Raw genomic sequence first — 19,924 nt, forward strand, 5'->3', positions numbered from 1 at the left:
TCATATAGTTTGTGTAATTTTAAGGCCGCTTATTATGAAACGGCAATTTCTGTCTGCTTCACTTTTAAGCTTTTTATTATAAAATAGAATAACATTCCGAGTGCTAAAAGAGCGTAACTTATCAAAATAATGAGATTTAAGCTTCCTACTGAAAATTCTGAAGGAAAGATCTGGCTCATTAACGTCATGAAAGACAATCCAATCCCTGCACCCAGGAAGTAACTTGTAGAACTCAAACTTGATGCCAATCCGTAGCTGGAAGGTTCAACATCCTGAATTCCCATTACCGAAAGGGCTGTAAAGCAAAATGTCATTCCAACTCCTGATATACATGCGGATCCCAGCAAAACAACAGTCAAGGGATGTCCTGTATAAACTGATATGAGTAACAGCAAGCCACCCATCAGCATAAAAGACCATCCGAAACCTCCCATTTGGGATGAGTTCAGTCGTTTTGAAACATGGGGTAAAATAAACTTAGCTGTTAAAGCAGATATAATACTGAATGGAACAAGCATCAATCCCGCAGAAGCAGCACTATATCCCATATCTTTCTGAAGCATTAATGAAATAAGGAATAAAAACCCAATAAAAAACGCTCCCAGCGTAAAAAATACAGCATTAGAAACCACCAATGAACCGTGCTTAAATAATTTCAGATCAAATAATGGCTCTGCAACAGATTTTAATCTGTAAAATACCATTACTAAAAGCAATACAGCAGCCACCAATGAACCAATTACCAGAAAAGGTTGTTCTTTAATATGAACTAATTCATGGGTCCCATAAGTGAGGCTCAATAGCCCAACCACCATTAATATCCCGGAAATAACGTCTGTTTTCTGCGCGGTCTCATTTTTCTCATCTTTTGGCAAGTAATAATAGGATAATATTAATGTGATTAAAAGGATAGGCACATTAATAAGAAAAACCCAGTGCCAGCTTAGATAAGTACTGATAATTCCACCTACAGAAAGACCACTTCCTGACCCAATGGCTGCAAAGGAACTGAAAACTCCTATCGCACGGTTTCTTTCCTGCTCTTCTCTGAATGTATTGGTTACAATAGACAGTGCCGATGGCATTACCAATGCAGCGCCCAATCCTTGTAAGGCTCTAAATAAAGCCAGCATTTCAAAGCTTGAGGACAACCCCGCCCCTAATGAGGTTAACATAAAGATTAACGCACCCAATAAAAACATTTTCTTTCGCCCTATCTGATCTGAAAGCTTTCCGCCAATAATTAAAAAGCCTCCAAAAAATAACACATAAAGCGTCTGCAACCATTGAACTGTTCCTGCGTCAATATTAAACTGTTCCTGAATAGAAGGAATTGTTAAATTAATAATGGCAATATCCAAAGCTTCCACAAAAGTTCCTACTGATGCTAAAATTAATATTATATTCTTCCTTGTATCCATGTATTCAAATTTCCTGCAAAATTAAAATTAACAGAACATATGTGAAAATTTTATGTTAAATTTGGAACGATGTTGAAAATTTAATTATTTAAAAAGAACAAAATACCTGAAATAGTAAAATAAAACATATAAAACAGAACAAATGGCAACAGAAAATTATATTCCAGATGAAAAAGATCTCTCTATTCTTCGAATTCTTCAGAAAGATGCTAAGATGAGTGTTCGTGACATTTCAGCAAGAATCAATCTCAGTCCCACTCCTACCCATGAACGTATTAAACGTATGGAAAAACTGGGAATCATTAAGGAATATACTGCCGTAGTAGACCGTAAAAAAGTAAACAAGGGAATGATGGTTATCTGCATGATTGCATTGAATGTTCACAATAAAAAAACGGCAGGGAAATTTATCGAAGAAGTAAGTAAGCTGAAAGAGGTTGTGGAGTTTTACAACATCAGTGGAGATTTTGATTTTATGCTAAAAATTCTGGCTCCCAACATGGATGAATTCCATGAGTTTTTCATCAATAAGCTATCGGAAATAGAGGGTATTGGCCAGACAAAAAGTATTTTTGTAATGAATAGCATTAAAGAAAGCGCCCAGATTGTATAAGATTTAACATCAATGTTTTTTGGAGCCTAACTTTAATATACCATTCGTATTAAAGACCAATAAGCATCATAGTAACATTTATTACCTTATCGATTACTTCCTATTATTCATCACTCTACCAACACTTCCAAGCAAAAATACAAATATTTAGGAACCAATTAATTAAAGTAAAAACAAGTCCCATGTTGTAGCTGTGTAGTAGGTTGTTTTTTGGAAATATCCATCATTATTAAATAGGTTTGCAGCACTAGAAAAACAAACCGAAAAATATCACAAAGAAACATCAAACTCATATTTTAAAATCCAGGGATTACTTCTAAACCCCTCCCTATTGCTTGAATTTAAATTTAACAAAACAAGTAAGTGGTGGAAGATTTTAATAAGCTAAACAAATATCACCAACAAGACACAAACTGAAAAAAAGAGGCCTATATCAACACAAGACTTTATGATGAACCAATATCTGTAAGCTGACTAAGCCAAGGATATTACATCTACATTATTTGTTTAATCATAAGAGATTGCACTTTTTAAAGTTGTGATCTCTTATTTTTTAGCACATAGAAGATTTAATACCCAAAAGCCTCCATCACTTCCATTTATAAAAAAGCATTGGTATAAATCCTATACCAATGCTTTCATACACATTATAAACTTATATGCCGGCATTCCCGGAATATCTTATATCGGATTATTTCCAGTAATTCCAAACTGTACCATCAAATATTGCCAATGTCTTACTGGTTGTATCATAGCACATCATTCCTGGATATGGACTCTTTACATTAACATGAGGATTTGCAATTTGAGGAAGAACCATTGCTTTATCAGCAGATTCCAATACCAAAACCCCATCTGCAACACTGGATGAAGCTCCAATAATAACACCTTTTCCCACCTCTGCAGAATTATTAGCAACAACAGCTGATGAGTTTCCAGCATCAGACAAAGGTTTCCAAACATCATTTTCGTATACCTTAACCTTATTATCCGTCACATCAAACACAAATGTACCATTAACCAGAGTTCCGGTAGGCAGCCCAGAAGTAGCAGGAAGAATCAAACCTTTTGTGTTTCCAGATGAATTATTAAAATCCAGAACCGTACTAGCGCCATCTACCACCTGCTTCCCTAATGCTACCTGAGCAATAGATAAATTAAAGAAAACAAGAGCAATTGCTATGCTTATATTTTTTATATTTTTCATATTATTTTAAGTTAATCGTTACAGCTTCTTTCTACGCACTTCCATTCGGTACCGTTATAAAGCTTCACACATTTATCCTGAATATCATACAACAACATCCCTTCTTTTGGATCAACAATAGCATCCCCAATTTGCGGAGTCTGGCTTACATGCTGAACTCTTGTAATCACAAAGCCTTTATTTTTTGCTTCCATAGCAAGAAAACCATTGGGAACATTTTCAGGCCACGCATTTGCTTTCTGCTGTATTGTAATTCCGAATTTGGTAAAACCATCCGGGGTTCCCGTAGCAGCCGGTTTCGTACAGAATGAATCTAATTCGTTAATAATCGCAGGAGCATTACCACACACGCCTTTATCATCTGACAACCCAGTTGGCCATAAAGACGGACACATAGCCGATGTCGCATTAGGACCACAGAAACTAGACGCTCCGGCACCAAGCCCTACAACAGACCCCATAGCAATTGTAACAATCTCACTATCATCACTGATTACAGAATTACCTCCACCCCCACTTACATCTGCCTTGGCAATACAATAAGCCTTAGCATTAGGAGCACCTACATATTTAACAGATGGATAGGTTGTTGACTGCTGGGTAAAGGTTCCACATATCTCCACAGCACTCCAGCTACCCATTTCAATTATAGAAGTTCCGGTATAAAGTCCTCCAAAACTTGGATCTCCCTGAATAACAGATCCGGTAAGGGAAATAAAAGATTTTGTTCCTAATTTGATTTTTGAATCTACCTTAGACCCGAATGTTCCAATAGTAATAGATCCGGTAGATATAACACTGGCCCCGTCATTAATTTCCAGATCCCCCATTACCTGAATCCCAGAAACCTGAAACTGCCCAGACTGCACAATAAGAGTCGCTCCATTAGGAATAGTAACCCCGCTTGCCATTGTATAATTTCCATTGATACAGTATGTATTTCCGCTTGTCATAATCTGCCCGGTATAGGGCGTACACTGAGCACCGAGTACCCCATAAAAAGCAAGCATTAATAAAAAAATGATTTTTTTATTAATTTGGAAAAAAATTAAGTTATTCATATGTATTTAAGTTAAATTAACAAATTATTCGCGATTTAAAGTCAATTAAATAACATTTTAATATCGCCGCAAGCCTAATCAACAATTAACATACCAAACTTCATTTAACAACTAAATATCAATACACTATTGCATAGAAATTGATATTTATTAAATAATATCTTTTTATAACACACAATTTGGAAACAAATACTAAAAACTAGAAAACATTATTTTATTGATATAAAATTAACACATATCCAAGGTATTTTTTTATATTATTTAAAATTTCAATGTTATTATCATTATTATTAATTTTTCTGCAATAAAAAAACACATCAATCTTTATGAATTTTATTAAAAAACAAAACTACAAGTATTTTATTCGCAGTTATCAAGAATAACATTAAAGACATCATCCTTACAGCCCCGATAGTTTTAAACTATATATGTTTTTCATAATTTTAAAAATCAAAATAATAGATAATCTACATTATTATTTGCGCTAAAAATTTATATTAAAAAGCTTAAATTTGCATCATGAATAACGAGACCATTTGTGCACTAGCTACAGCTAATGGAATAGGTGCCCTAGGTATTATCAGAGTATCTGGAGACAATGCTTTACCCATAGTTCAAAAGTGCTTTCCTGCAAAAAAACTGGAAAAACAAAAATCCCATACCATTCACTATGGATATTTTATGGATGGAGAGGAAGCTATTGATGAAATTATGCTTTCTATTTTTCTGGCTCCGAAAAGTTTCACTACAGAAAACTCTGTGGAGATTGCTTTTCATGGTTCGCCACACATTGGGAAACGTATTCTTGAAACACTTATTAAAAATGGAGCAAGAATGGCTAAAGCAGGGGAATTTACTCTTCGCGCTTTTATTAATGGCAGAATTGACCTTTCCCAAGCAGAAGCCATTGCTGACGTTATTGCTTCTGAAAATGAAGCGTCCAGAAAGGTAGCCATTAACCAATTAAAAGGTGGAATTACCAATGAAATCTCGTTATTAAGAACTGATCTGCTCAATTTTGTTTCTTTAATTGAATTAGAATTAGATTTTGCAGAAGAAGATGTAGAGTTTGCAGACAGAACTGCATTGAGCGGATTATTAGATAAAATAGAACTCAAGTTAAATTCTCTTATTGAAAGCTTCCAGTACGGAAATGCCATCAAAAACGGAACTGCCGTAGCCATCATTGGAAAGCCTAATGCCGGAAAATCCACTCTTCTGAATTCTCTTCTGAAAGAGGAAAGAGCAATTGTAAGTAATATTGCAGGAACAACGAGAGATACGATTGAGGAAATTCTTCATATCAAAGGCCATGCTTTCCGACTGATTGATACTGCTGGACTTCGTGAAACAGTGGATGAAATTGAAGCTATCGGAGTAAAAAAAGCTAAAGAAAAGGTAGAAAATGCCAATATTCTTGTTTATCTGGCAGATGCGGCAACCGAAAACTTTTCAGAGGATATTGAAATGATTCAGTCTCTTTTGAGAGAAGATCTGAAGTTGATTATCTGTGCAACAAAAATTGATGAAGTTACTCCTACCAAATACGAAATGGTAGAAGATATCTTCAGAAATGCCATTTCTCAAGAGTTTGATTTCATTAAGATTTCAGCGGTTGAAAACCAAAACATCCAAGATTTGAAAAATGAACTTTCATCCTATGTTGAGCATTTAAAAACTGAAGAAAATAATGTTGTAATCACCAACCAGCGTCATTTTGAAGCTTTACAGAAGTCACTGGATGCTGTAGACAGGGTAAAGGAAGCTATTTCTTTCCAAATTTCCACTGAGCTTCTAGCTTATGAACTGAGAAATGCACTAGAACATCTTGGTGAGATTTCCGGGGAAGTTACGAATGATGAAGTATTGGGAAATATTTTCTCTAAGTTTTGTATCGGAAAGTAGACCGTATTTTAGATTGTATGTTGATTACAATAATACCAATCACTATATTAATAAGTTCAATATCACTCACTCTAATTTTATTTAATTGACTATTTACAATACCTCAAAAATGATATTAGTTAAAAATTAAAACCATTTTTTTTATCTTTATATCATAATTAGATCTCAATGCAAGAGTTTGATATTGAACCTTTTTTATATGCGAATGGTAGTAAGCAATGTATAAATACTAAAACATTGTCAGAATTGATTTTGGCAAGACCTATCGAATTGTTCAGACCGCATAAAACATTATTCTATGTAATTCATCTTTTCGAAGAAGGACAGGGAAAACATTCGGTAGACTTCAATACTTTTAATGTCGAAGAGAAATCTATTCTTTTTCTGTCTCAGAATCAGATCAATCAATTCCATCAGCCACTTGATTATAAAGGTAGGGTGTTAATTTTCACCCAGAGTTTTTTTTGTAAAAGCAATCAGCATACACATTTTTTCTGGACGTCGGCATTGTTCAATGATCCGCTGGGTTTGCCTTATTTTAAAATTAAAGAACGATATGATGAGGTAGCTTCTTTATTTAATTTCATAAGCAAGGAACTTGAAAGACCTTACTCGGAAATACAATCTTCAATTTTAAATAATTACTTGTTTAATATTTTACTGATTGCTGAAGAAATTTACAAACCACAAGAAGCTACACTGAGCTTACATAATAACAGAATGTTGGTTTACAGGTTTAAATCATTAGTTAATAGTAATCTTACCTCCAAGCACAGTTTGAAATACTACGCTGAAAAGCTGAATGTTAACTTAAGAACACTGCAGAAAGCATTTCAGGAGATTGAAGGAAGTACACCAAAAAAATGGATTACTGATCGTTTAATTCTTGAAATCAAAAGAAATCTTGCCTATAAAGAATCCAGCATAAGTATCATTGCTTTTCAGTTGGGATTTAATGAAATCAGCAATTTTACGACTTTTTTTAAAACACATACGGGGATTACGCCTAAGCAATTCAGAAATTCAATTCAGAACACATTCGCTTTTTAATAAATTTCATTCGCTTTTTTGTAATAAAAAAAGATTGTCCACTGTGTAATTTTGTAATCTTAAAACCAATAGATTAGTCTAATGAGAAAAGATTATCAAAATAAAATTTATTCTGCAGATGCCTTTATTTTAAATTAACAAACTTAAAATCAGACAACTATATCTGAGTATGCATGTAATGGGTACCTAAGTACATGGTGTGGTTTATGGCATTACTTTGCAAATTGTGCATTTTTGTGAGTTCAAAATAACCCACTAATTAATAATATTTCGTTACAAATCTTTTTTTTCAATTTTATATTTTTCCAGAACCTAAAAAACACAATCTTTTTAAATGTATAAAATCCAGTTTATTATCATTTTTTTCATATTTCCTTTTCTATATTCTCAAACCACTTATTCATCAAAACAAATAGACAGCCTGCTGACATCCACTGAAAAGCCGAATAATTGGGATTTAAAGAAGAATATAGACTTTCTGAACAACATATATAGAGAATCCGAAAAAATAAAGTACGAAAAAGGAATGTACAGTGCGCTTACTAAAATCAGCGATTGGTATATGTTAAAGGCACAATATAAAAATGCCATTCCTTACTTTGAAAAGATAGAAAATCTACAGCTAAAGAATCCGGATAACATCAAGTATAAAATTTATACACTTCAGAGTAAAGCTTTTGCTTTTACTAATTTAGGCTTGTATGATGATGCGCAAGTAGCAATTGGAAAATCATTGAGTCTGGCATATAAAATAAATGATAATGATAAAAAATCCCGGTTTCTAGGGAAAGCTTATGATCTCAAAGCAGCACTTTATATTGAACTAAAGATGCCCGAGGACTCTGTATTGCTTTATCTGAAGAAATCAGCAATTCAGTATCAGCAATTAAAGGATAGTCCGGAGAGAAAGAACTTATTAAATTCCGCTTACATTAATATAAGCACTAGTTTTTTTGAAGCAAAAAAATTAGATTCGGCGTTATTCTATTCACAGAAAGTAATAAAAAACAAGCAAATAAGTGATGAGGTCAAAACTTCTGTTTTCCAGACTTTAGCACAAATATACCGGGAAAAAAATAATTGGGACAGTGCATTTTATTATTATAAAAGCGCAGAAGCAATATCTGCTAAGCTAGGTAATCCTATAGATTTAAAAACTATTTATCAAACACTCACCGAAATGTATGATAAATCCGGAGATAAGGAAAATGCCTTAATCTATGCTAAAAAGTATTCTCACTTATCTGATAGTCTTAATGTCATTAATAAACAAAGCGCAATAGTAGCCAACAAAAACATTAAAGAAGATTTAAGGGAAGAAAATGAATCACAGCAAAAGCACTTGTATTGGATCATAGGAGGCATTATTGTAATGCTGGTTTCTCTATCATTACTGTCTGTATATATTTTTAAAAACTATACGAAAGAAAAGAAATCCCGTCAGGAAGAAAAAACCATTATTGAAGAAAAGACAAAGGAGCTTGAACAACTGCAATCTAAAGTAAATGATTCTTTTGGTGAGATTCTATCTCTTGCTAAAAATAACAGTCCTGCTTTTTTGTCAAGATTCAGAGAAGTGTATCCTGGATTTTGTGAAAAGATTATTCACATGTGCCCGGATGTTCATAATTCCGAACTCACTTTTTGTGCTTTTATCAAACTGAATCTTTCTACAAAAGAAATTTCAAACTATACATTTACCTCAGTTAAAACGGTACAAAACAGGAAAACGAGATTACGGAAGAGATTCAATATTCCCTCGAATGATGACCTGTATGTCTGGTTTAATAATCTGTAAAAAAAGCCACTCTTTTAAGAGTGGCTTTTTAAGAATTTATTCTTTAATAACTTTCAGTATTTCTGTCTTCCTGTCTATCACTGCCTTTAGCAGATAGATCCCTTTGGATAGATTGCTGATATTAATTTTTCTATTTTTGATCTCTTTCATCTCAAGAACATTTCTGCCGGTCATATCATAAATTTTCACATCGGAAATAGTATTTGCACCGACAATATTCAATATATCTTTTACAGGATTTGGATAGATTGATATTTGTTTTTTACTAATAGTATTAACTCCTAAAAACGAGTCGGGAACTTCTATGCGGAATCCTAGCATAGTACCATTTTTCATTCCCCATCCAGTAATATACTTTCCGTTGGAAGATATATCTGTAGGTAAGATAAAATTAATACCTAATGTATCCAATCCTAAGCTTGCGACATACTGACTGAGAAGCATACTTCCGGTAGAAGGTGTCCAGAAGAAGCTTTCGTTGGTATCAAAAGTGGGATTAAAAGCATCTCGGTAATAGCCTACCACTTTAGTGCCGTTAGAATTAATACCTGTAGGATAACCTGTATGCGTTTGGGTAGTTACATTAATGGGTGGGATTGTGATGACTCCGGAGGTTTCATTCCAGATAGTAGCCGACTGATCGTAGCTGTTTGCTATAGCCCAGTTACCGTCATCAGACACATTCGTAACATAAGTCATTGGCATTCCATTATTATCAATAATCATGGTAGGTGTGCCATTTTTCCATACAGTACCCATCATTTCTCCAAATTGAGAATTGAGAAATCCTCCAATTACATTTCCGGAGATGCTGATGCCATTGGCACCTCCTCCTTGTGGAGAATTGATTTGCAATTCGGTTGTTCCCGCTGCTGTTTCCCATTTTGTAGGAAGAGATACCTGTGGAGAATTTGCTGAATATCCTCGTCCCACAATATAATTCCCATTACCAGACATTGCAAAAGCACTGCCGATAGTGCCGGAAAAATCATTACTCCCCCCTCCTACGTAAGTACGAATCTGAGTACCTACATCATATAAAGTGAATTCATTCAGGTTGGTAGCAGGGTTGGTACTTGTAAATGCTGCTTTTGTCCCATCATTAGAAATATCCGGATCACCAGAGTAAGAAGATCCATTTGAAACATCACCCATATTTACAAGTGCGTTTCCTGGTGTCCACAAAAAGTTAGAGTTTTGATAAATTCCTACAACAGTTCCAGTATTAGATACACTGCTCGGTTGTAAGTTATTTCCTAGTATAACAACTTGCCCGTAAGCATTTGAGAAAAAAAGAGCACCCATCGAAAGCACAGCTATTTTAGATAGAATTTTTAGCATAATTTAGATTTTTGTTATTGTGTTAGGTTTTATTTTGAATGGAGAAACAAGCTGGGATATTTTCATCTATAACGTAGCATCAGGGAAAGATTCTTACTGAGCTTTAGCATAATAAAAATATCAGACAATGATTTGCCATAATTCTTTCATATAAAACGGGGTATTAGGCTCACAAAAATGAACAATTTCAATAACAATACTGTGAAATAGATTCATATTTAGGTACCCATTATATCCATAGTCTTTCATAACTAAATGATCTTAAGTATATTAATAAATATGCAAGCTGCATAGTTGAAAAAGTATATTAAAATTAGTTCATCTGCGATATAACCCATTTTTCTTTACAAGAAGTTCACCATCCATCCATCGTATTATTCATGAGTGTACAAATTTATCTATCATTATATCAGATTGTTAAATTTCATTATGCATATAATGGGGAGATAGTTATTGTGATTACACTGTAGTTAATATTCAAATTCATTGCATCAAAATAAACACACACACATTATTGAAAAAAAAAGACACATTGATTTCAGCAACAGTATTATCTGCTTTCTCATACGCACAAACTGGTGTTAATGAATCTACACCATTACTTTATTGCTTTGTAACAAGATCCTTTTAACAAACATCAATTTAATTACTTTGCTTGCCAAAAAAACATATTTCTATTCAGGAAACATTCGGCTTTTCAGTAGAATGCTTTTTTTGTGGGCTTTTGTGTACAGCATTCCGATAGTTGCCCAAGCTTTCATCATTAATAAAAATATAACCCAGCCCAAAGAGGATCTTATTTTTATTACGAATTCTGTTACAGACAGTAATGATTATGAAAAAAAGAAGCCGGAAAAATACCCGATACAGAATATCAATAGTTCTCGAATATACATTATAGGAGAAACATCCTTATTTGGGGTTGATAAAATATTCAACGGTTATATTGCGCATGTAGCCCCCTCCTCATCTTCTGAAAAGCATTCCCTTACAATAGCGAGAAAACAAGAGAGTCAAAAAAAGAAAATTCCTCCTGCAATATCTCAGGAGTCAAGGGAAAATCTTTTTACTTTGAGAAGTCCTGTACAAAATGAAAGTCCTTTTGAGACCATTACTAAAACAGCTAAAGTATCTTTAACTACGCAGCACAATAAAGGAACAGTCTGTTTTCCAGGTTATATTTCTTTTTTTGAGATGATTTTCAAAAGACCTATTTCTCTCTTTTACAATAACGAATACTCGTTTGCAGAGAAATTCTTTATATCTGATAGGGCGCCTCCATTTTGGGTTTAAAAATGACTCAGAACTTATTCGCTTATCATACTATGTTTATTGATATGCAGGCTAATACAAAATTTTGGTAAACAGATGGTATTGTGGTCATCCGGAAAATCACTGTTTCACATATCAATTAATCAAATTTAAATCAGATGAAAAAATCTACTCTATTTTTAGGAGCTTTGCTAAGCTCTGGCTTCCTTTTTTCTCAGGTTGGGGTTAACACAGACCAGCCAAAAGCAACATTAGATATTATGGCATTCCCTTCAGATGCTACCAAAACAGATGGCTTTATAGCTCCTAGATTAAAAGGCTCTGAGCTGAAAGCTAAAGATGCATTGTATGCAGGATCTCAAACGGGAGCCATTGTTTATATAACCGAAGCATTATTGCCTGCAGACACTACAGTAAAAACAATAAATGTAACCTCTACCGGTTATTTCTATTTCGATGGAACGATATGGCAGAGAATTGGTAACGGTACTACACTTTCTACCGAGCCTTGGAACATACAAGGCACTACAAACCCCGCGACTGCTAATACACAAAATATCTATCAAACCGGGAGCATAGCTGTCGGTAAAAATAGTGTATACGTTAACGGTGCAAATCCTGTAATGCTGGATGTGGAAGGTGCTATACGCGGCGGCACAGGACATATAGGACTTGTAGGAGTTAACTCTATTGCTTTGGGTGAAGAAAACACAGCTTCGGAGACTAATTCCGTTGCTATTGGAACCGGCAATACAGCATCAGGTAGTCAGTCAATAGCTTTAGGTTCTGGAGTAACAGCAAGTGGCGACCGTTCTATAGCTTTGGGAATTGGTGGAGAGGCAAGCGGAAAATATGCAACCGCAATGGGATTGTCATCTAATGCAAGCGGAGAAGCCTCAACAGCAATGGGAAGCATTACCACAGCAAGTGGGTATGCCTCAACAGCGACGGGAGAATATACCACCGCAAGTAACAATTTTGCTACAGCAACAGGAGAAAATACAACAGCAAACGGGATAGCTTCTACTGCTGCAGGTAGAAGTACGGTTGCCTCTTCTATGACCGAATTTGTGGTGGGGCAGCTTAATGCCATTACAACAGGAAATCCAAACGATGTGATGGGAACTGATGCTGCTTTTCAGGTCGGTAATGGAGATTTTAACACAAATGTCTCAAATAATGCAATGACAGTCCTTAAAAGTGGTAAAACCGGTATCGCGATCACAGGAATAGAAGCAACTGCAAAACCTACTGAGTTCTTAGATCTGGGCACTGGTACAGCCAGAGTCCGTCACCTTCCTGCAAATGGAGCTGCTAATGCCATCTATACTCAGGGTAACGGCACTGCTTCTGCCACGCAGAACCAAACCTTTATGGCTACCAAAACTGTAGTTGCAGATGCTAACGGAGTGTTGGGTTATGTAGACGGATTACCCGGGACCAATCCTTCAGGTGTCCAAAACCTCACTTATGCAAGAAAAACAGTAAGCCCGCTTACTACCACTACCCCTACAGATTCTGAAGTAAGCATCGGAAATATAACCTTTAGGTTCAACGGAACATCTTCCAGTGCAGCCAATATTGAATATAAAGTATCCCAATCCAACCATGTTACCATATTATACCATAAAGGAGGAAATGGAGGTACAAATTTAGAAGAATGGGGAAGACAGGCTTCTGTAGCAGGAACCTGGTACAGCCTTACCGGTGAAGTAGGAAACGCAACAAGAGACATCAATCCTGGCAATAGAGATATAGCCTACTCCATCATAACATTACATAATACCAAAGATGTTTATCGTGTAACAGCAAATACGAATGGGGATATTGCTGCAAACGGAGCAGTGCCGGCAGTAGCTTCTTCTATTACATTATTTGTAGAAAAGTTACAATAATTAATATCCAATTTTTTCAGTTCCCTGTAAGTGATTAAACTGAGAAATGTACAATGAAATAAGAAAAACAATTATTAACAAGCACAAACACAATATCATGCCTTTCTTAAATTTTGAAAGCCGTCATTTTTCCCAGGTAGAAGAAACGGACATAAAAGCTGCAATGCAAACATTACAAACATTACTATCTGGTAAACTTGCTTCGCTTACGTCCGAAGAACGCCAGCAATATGGCAGCATCAACGAGCAGAATAAGCTGATGGTAAACAAGGTAAAAGATTACCGTGATGCACAGCCCCAGCTCAGCAGTCCCGATGTGAACTGGGAAGAATTCGGGAAAGATTATGGCAGCCGCAGCTTTCTGCAAAATCTGTTTGAACAGTTGGGTGAGCTGGCGAGGGGTGTGGAAAATGCCAAGATCCTTCACGACTGGGACAATTACCAGGCTTCCCTTACCGACTACCAGTACACCCGCTATAGGAATGATGCCGGCAGTGCAGGCTTTCATACCAAACAACAGGAGATTGGGCAGTTCTTTTCCCGCACCGGAAGTGGCAATAATGGTGGCAGCGGTACAGAAGATCCTCCCACACCGGAAGGATAATACTCATTTAGCGTTCCCAGATCCATCGTTGAGGTAAATCAACCCCAAATTCGAGGTTCGCAACCACAAAAATATGGCTCCGAATACCGATTCTGTGGTTTTCAACCTGAAAAAGGATACTGCATAAGTTTAAACTTGCAGACCCTTACCTCAATAATAAGGTTAATAACCGCAAAAAAGGATTTCAGGATGCTAAAATAAAGTTTCTGATAAGTTAATAACTCCTCAGAAATTGTGATGAATGAAAAAAGATTTAAACCTAGCTAATTCAAAATGATTAAAAAATGATTAAACGACTACTATTAGGCTTATTCATAGTAATAAGTTATATGAATCTTGATGCCCAATGTACGGCAGAACGGATCACAAATCCAAATTTGGTTGGAGGACCAAGTTTTAATTGGAGTGGTACAGGCTGGGATCTGAGCAATCCCGACGTAAGTTCTTATAGTGCCGGAGGAGGAATAATCTTTCGGAGAGACAGTCAACAGAATAATAACCTTAGTCAAACGATTAATAATGTAAACCCACAGGGAAATACATCTCCTGTATTTACATTACAGGTGGGGCCTTATGATTCCGCTCCCGCCACTTTATCACAGCCTATGACATTTGAGATGTCTTACGCCGGCACATTATATATGCGTATCAGTACCCAATACGGTGTATCTGCAAGTGCAGCCGTTACTTATTTCAATGGCGCATCGGGCAGTCATTCTACTGTTCCCATGCTACCATCGGGAACTTCATCAGGAGTGACTGCAACAATGACGGTAATGCTTCCAAGCAATGTTACCAATTCTGGCTCGTTAAATTTCCGTTATAATACAACTACCGGAATTCCGGGTGATGACATCACGTTGCGAAGCGTCAGTCTGACAACGACCATAGTTACTCCAACTCCTACCATTTCAGCAGGAGGAGCAACGACATTCTGTACAGGCGGAAGTGTAATTTTAACCTCTTCTTCTACAACCGGTAATCAGTGGTACAAAGACGGAGCTATCATTTCAGGAGCAACAGCGCAAACCTATACAGCCACTACTTCAGGAACTTATACTGTAATTGTAACAACTGGCGGTTGTGCAAGTTCACCTTCTACAGGAACAGTGGTAACGGTAAATCCAATACCTCCAACTCCTACCATATCGGCTGGAGGAGCAACGACATTCTGTGCAGGTGGAAGTGTAATTTTAACTTCTTCTTCAGCAACAGGTAACCAATGGTACAAAGACGGAAGCATTATTCCAGGAGCAACGGCACAATCCTATATTTTCAATACTTCCGGAACCTATACTGTCATTGTAACAACTAGCGGTTGTTCAAGCGCAGCTTCTGCAGGAACAACGGTAACGGTAAATCCTACACCGGCAACTCCCAGTATCTCTGCAGGAGGACCAACAACATTCTGTACAGGTGGAAGTGTAGTTTTAACCTCTTCTTCAACAACAGGTAACCAATGGTACAGAAACGGAAGCATTATTCCCGGGGCAACAGCACAATCCTATATTTTCAATACTTCGGGAACCTATACTGTCATTGTAACAACTGGCGGTTGTTCAAGCGCAGCTTCTGCAGGAACAACGGTAACGGTAAATTCAATACCTCCAACTCCTACCATCTCTGCAGGAGGGCCAACGACATTCTGTACAGGCGGAAGTGTAGTTTTAACCTCTTCTTCAGCAACAGGTAACCAATGGTACAAAGACGGAAGCATTATTCCCGGGGCAACAGCACAATCCTATATTTTCAATACTTCGGGAACCTATACTGTCATTGTAACAACTAGCGGTTGTTCAAGCTCAGCCTCTGCAGGAACAACGGTAACGGTAAACTCAATTCCGCCTCAACTGAATGTTACGGCAGGAGGCCCGACAGCGCTATGTACAGGCGGAAGCGTTCAGCTTACTGCAGATTATAATACTACAGGTGCTTACCAATGGTATCGTAATGGTACCATAATTCCGGGAGCTATTTTTTATCAGTATACTGCCACTACAGCAGGAACTTATACAGTTACAAGAGAACTGGGAGGATGTACTAGCCCTGCTTCTGCTGGAGTGAATGTTACGGTTAATATTTGTCAGCCCAATTTCGGCAATTGTAGTGCGAAAATGTTCTTAACTCGTGTAGTATCTGGTGTTTCTACTTTATATGAGGTAAATTATGCAACCACACCATTTACATACACCTCACTAGGCACAGGGACATTACCTCTCAATGCTATGGTATTCAATCCATTGGATAATTATCTGTATGGTTTATATTATGGGGGGGCTATTCTGGGCGGCTATAATCACCTTATCAGGATCGGATCGGACGGCAGCACTGTTGATTTGGGATCTGTAAGTGGTGTTGATGCTTTCACCTCTCATGATAATGGCGCGATCTCTCCGTCCGGTGATTTTTATGTAATAGGAGGAAATAGTTTTAATGAGCTGTACAAGATCAATATAGCAACACGTACTGCAACTACTATTAATATGAATATGGGAGTCCAAGCTGCTGATATCGCTTGGTATAATGGTCTTCTGTATGGGATTGATAATGGAAAGCTAGTTAGCATAAATCCTGTCTCAGGAATAGTAACAATCGTCGGTAATTCCTCACCATCGATAGGTGCCGTAGCAGTATGGAGCTTTAATAATGCTTTATATGTTACCAATGGAAGCATAATGTATATCATAGATCCTGCTACGGGGGCAGCTACTGTAGCAAGTTCGGCACCCCCTGAAGCTGCCGGTGATGGTGCAAGTTGCCCAACAGCATCAATCAAGTTGGATACTGACTTGTCAGTAACTAAAACCAATACACCAGCATCAGGAGCAAACGATCAGGCTAATGATACATATATACCTGGCGAAATACGCAAGTATACTGTGGTTGTCAGTAATTCTGCAACCGGTTTTGGTGCACAAAATATTACAGTTAATGATCCTGTTCCTGCGGGTATCAATGCAGCGACAGTAAGCTGGAAATGTACACCAACTTCAGGTGGTGCTGTTTGTGGAGCGGCAATAGGTACAGGTGCGCTTAACGATACAGGTCTGGCCCTGCCGCCGGGAGCTGTAGCTACGTATGAAATAACAATGACAGTACCTACAACCTTTACCGGAGCATTAACGAATATAGTTAGTATTACCCCGCCAAGCAATATCAATGATACCAATGCGACTAATAATACTGCAACGGATACGGATGTAATGCCATATAACTGTTCTGGGAAAATATATTCATTGGATAATAATGGAGAAATCAAAGCATTTACTAACCCGGTATCTTCTGGCGCATTAGGGGCTGTTATTAATACAACACCATATCCTGTTGCAACAACTGAAGCCAATGCATTGGGATATAGCAACCTTACCGGCAAATTTTATTATGTACAAACCCAGGGTGGTGCTGTTGCTAATAATACTTTTGTTAGTTATGATCCGATAGCCAACACCTATCAGACGTTGGCAGGTACAAACGGATTTATTTACAGAGGTACAGTTACTAATGATGGAACCGGATATTATGCTATAACGCAAGGTAATACTTTAAAATATTATAATATTTCTGCAAATACTTGGACCATTATTACCAATAACTATGTAGATCAGAATGGAAATAATCTTAACACGATTATGTCTACTTATAATGGAGGAGATATCGCAATGGATGGAAATGGTGATTTGTGGATTTTGGCAGGCACTGTATCAAGTCCAACAGCATATATTTTCAGAGTGAAAAACACGGTCCCTACCACAAGCCTTGGTGCCACACCATTAGTCTTAGAGCAGATAGCAAAACAAGATATAGGAAACAGCCCGAACGGAATTGCTTTTTCGGCAGCCGGAGAGCTTTTGATTACTAATGCTTCAACATTATTCAAAATGAATAATAATTTCTCGATTGTTTCGATAGGTCCTGTTACAAACGGAGCATCAGGAGATTTAGCAAGCTGCGCATATCCGATACCTTTTGCAATATCTGATTTTGGGGATGCTCCGGATACTTATAAAACGGTGCTTGCGTCTAACGGTGCACAGCATACAGTATCTCTGTACGATGCTACCAACAATACGTCTGCACTTATGATAGGAAGCAAGATCGATTTGGAAAATGATGGTTTTCCAAATGCCAATGCCAATGGTGATGATACCAATAATATTAATGACGAAAACAGCGTAACCTTGCCAGTATTAACTACAGTTGATACTTCATACAGTATTACGGTACCGGTAGTAAACTCTACAGGTGTAGGAGCGAACATCAAAGCCTGGATTGATTTCAATAAAAATGGAATTTTTGATGCTGCTGAATCTGTTACTGCTGTTGTTGCAAATGGGGCTACCAGTGTTACATTGACATGGACTGCTCTTTCGGGGCTTACATTAGGAGATACGTATTACCGTATAAGAATAGCAAAAGTTAGTTCTGAAATTGCTAACCCTACAGGAGTGGCAGTTGGTGGAGAAGTAGAAGATGGTAAAATTACTATTTCTGCCCCATCATATTGTACCAAGCCAGGAGATTTTTCTCTAGCAGGCATTCCGACTAAAATGGGTATCACTACCCAAACGAAGCTTACGGGCTGGCCGGAAAACGTACCGAATGGGCACATTACTTTAGAATCCAAAGAAAGCGGTTTTGTCATTACAAGAGTAGCGCAGTCATCTGCCGTTACAGATCCTAAAGAAGGGATGATCGTATATGACATTGCAGCCCAGTGTGTAAAACTGTACAATGGCACAGCATGGAAATGTATCCAGAGAAGCTGTAATAATTAATTCTAACCCGGTCTTGTTGGGGTATTAATATCCCAACAAGGCTTTTAAAACAATAAAATAAAATGAGAAAAACATTATATGCATTTGCATTTGCTTCACTTTCATCTTTTATGTTTGGGCAAGTGGCAATAGGAAAACAGTCTGTAACGGGTACAACTACCATTTTAGATTTTGACAATGCAGCGGGCAATACCAAAGGGATTATTTTACCAGCGGTAGAAAATACCAATACTGCACTTGCAGCAACCGTAACAGATAACAATGGAACTTTCCTTTTTGATAAGTCTGATAAAAAGGTAAAGATGTATGAAAACAGCCAGTGGGTGACTCTCTCCGATACGGGAGCTGTTACTACCGCACTAGCAGCAAACAGTAATACATCTTCTGAAAACGGAAAAGGAGTAATTATTGGAGCTAATACAACTCCTGCAAAAGGAGTATTGGTACTTGAAGGAGCTACAAAAGCAATGATTCTACCACAAGTTGCCAATCCGCATACCAGCGTGAAAAGCCCATATCCCGGGATGATGTGCTATGATACGGTAAGCAAAACAATTGCTGTATTTGATGGTGTAAACTGGAATTATTGGAAATAAATTTAACATTACCAACTCTTTTAGCCGGGCATTATTTTATACTTAATTACATTTTTTTTTCATAAGTTTTTTCCAGCCCGGCATTTTTCTAAAGCTTATAATATATTGTCTGACCTCCCTGATTCATATATTATAATAGACTCAAAAACAACAGATGATGAGAGAAATGGTTGCAGAAAGCAGGATAGAAATATCCTGCACTGTAATTAATTTCTAACGAAAACCCAATCATATAGTAACCAAAAAAATCATTTAGCTTGAAGAAGCCTGATTTCGGGTAAGCTAAAATAATTATGCTTATTGAAAGCTACATTTAAAGGGTTCTTTGTATTATTAAAAAGGAAAGTCTTCAAATTAGATTGTTATCTTAGTTTGAAGACTTTCCT

Annotated in this window: 13 protein-coding genes; 9 read left to right on the forward strand and 4 right to left on the reverse strand. The window is 36.9% G+C overall.

Features of this window, described 5'->3' with window-relative positions:
* Nucleotides 1–32 precede the first annotated feature (32 nt).
* Nucleotides 33–1,421 carry an MFS transporter gene (locus tag C1638_RS04070; RefSeq protein ID WP_109618426.1) on the reverse strand — a complete coding sequence of 463 codons (1,389 nt, stop codon included), beginning with the start codon at nt 1,419–1,421 and terminating at the stop codon, nt 33–35.
* A gap of 142 nt (nt 1,422–1,563) precedes the next feature.
* On the opposite strand from C1638_RS04070, the gene C1638_RS04075 reads away from it, so the two are divergent.
* Nucleotides 1,564–2,034, forward strand: a complete 471-nt coding sequence (locus tag C1638_RS04075; RefSeq protein WP_109618427.1) for an Lrp/AsnC family transcriptional regulator — start codon at nt 1,564–1,566, stop codon at nt 2,032–2,034.
* Nucleotides 2,035–2,725: 691 nt separating this feature from the next.
* Here C1638_RS04075 and C1638_RS04080 read toward each other — a convergent pair.
* Together C1638_RS04080 and C1638_RS04085 are read right to left on the reverse strand one after the other, a co-directional pair.
* Nucleotides 2,726–3,241 (reverse strand): phage tail-like protein, encoded by a 516-nt coding sequence (locus tag C1638_RS04080; RefSeq protein ID WP_109618429.1) that lies wholly within the window; start codon nt 3,239–3,241, stop codon nt 2,726–2,728.
* Nucleotides 3,242–3,252: 11 nt separating this feature from the next.
* Complete coding sequence (locus C1638_RS04085) at nt 3,253–4,251, reverse strand: phage tail-like protein (RefSeq protein WP_123838331.1); 999 nt, start codon at nt 4,249–4,251, stop codon at nt 3,253–3,255.
* 570 nt (nt 4,252–4,821) lie between these two features.
* On the opposite strand from C1638_RS04085, the gene mnmE reads away from it, so the two are divergent.
* The 3 genes from mnmE to C1638_RS04100 all read left to right on the forward strand — a co-directional run bounded on the left by mnmE (nt 4,822) and on the right by C1638_RS04100 (nt 9,055).
* Nucleotides 4,822–6,207: a tRNA uridine-5-carboxymethylaminomethyl(34) synthesis GTPase MnmE gene (gene mnmE, locus C1638_RS04090; protein WP_109618434.1), complete on the forward strand. Its 1,386-nt coding sequence runs from the start codon at nt 4,822–4,824 to the stop codon at nt 6,205–6,207.
* A 168-nt stretch (nt 6,208–6,375) separates the two neighbouring features.
* Nucleotides 6,376–7,257 carry an AraC family transcriptional regulator gene (locus C1638_RS04095; RefSeq protein ID WP_109618435.1) on the forward strand — a complete coding sequence of 294 codons (882 nt, stop codon included), beginning with the start codon at nt 6,376–6,378 and terminating at the stop codon, nt 7,255–7,257.
* Nucleotides 7,258–7,591: 334 nt separating this feature from the next.
* Complete coding sequence (locus C1638_RS04100; protein ID WP_109618437.1) at nt 7,592–9,055, forward strand: tetratricopeptide repeat protein; 1,464 nt, start codon at nt 7,592–7,594, stop codon at nt 9,053–9,055.
* A 36-nt stretch (nt 9,056–9,091) separates the two neighbouring features.
* Here C1638_RS04100 and C1638_RS04105 read toward each other — a convergent pair whose 3' ends face one another.
* On the reverse strand, nt 9,092–10,396 hold the full coding sequence (locus C1638_RS04105) for a T9SS type A sorting domain-containing protein (RefSeq protein WP_109618438.1): 1,305 nt from the start codon (nt 10,394–10,396) through the stop codon (nt 9,092–9,094).
* 651 nt (nt 10,397–11,047) lie between these two features.
* Between C1638_RS04105 and C1638_RS04110 the strand changes: the two genes are divergently transcribed.
* The 5 genes from C1638_RS04110 to C1638_RS04130 all read left to right on the forward strand — a co-directional run bounded on the left by C1638_RS04110 (nt 11,048) and on the right by C1638_RS04130 (nt 19,538).
* Nucleotides 11,048–11,689, forward strand: a complete 642-nt coding sequence (locus C1638_RS04110; RefSeq protein WP_109618440.1) for a hypothetical protein — start codon at nt 11,048–11,050, stop codon at nt 11,687–11,689.
* 137 nt (nt 11,690–11,826) lie between these two features.
* Entirely contained in the window at nt 11,827–13,563 is a 1,737-nt protein-coding gene (locus tag C1638_RS04115; protein WP_109618442.1) for a phage tail-like protein, read from the forward strand.
* Nucleotides 13,564–13,609: 46 nt separating this feature from the next.
* Nucleotides 13,610–14,167, forward strand: a complete 558-nt coding sequence (locus C1638_RS04120) for a hypothetical protein (RefSeq protein ID WP_109618444.1) — start codon at nt 13,610–13,612, stop codon at nt 14,165–14,167.
* 284 nt (nt 14,168–14,451) lie between these two features.
* On the forward strand, nt 14,452–18,942 hold the full coding sequence (locus C1638_RS04125; RefSeq protein WP_123838332.1) for a beta strand repeat-containing protein: 4,491 nt from the start codon (nt 14,452–14,454) through the stop codon (nt 18,940–18,942).
* Between the two features lie 62 nt (nt 18,943–19,004).
* Nucleotides 19,005–19,538: a phage tail-like protein gene (locus C1638_RS04130; protein ID WP_109618448.1), complete on the forward strand. Its 534-nt coding sequence runs from the start codon at nt 19,005–19,007 to the stop codon at nt 19,536–19,538.
* Nucleotides 19,539–19,924: the final 386 nt, after the last annotated feature.

The organism is Chryseobacterium oncorhynchi, from assembly GCF_002899895.1.
GTDB lineage: Bacteria > Bacteroidota > Bacteroidia > Flavobacteriales > Weeksellaceae > Chryseobacterium > Chryseobacterium oncorhynchi.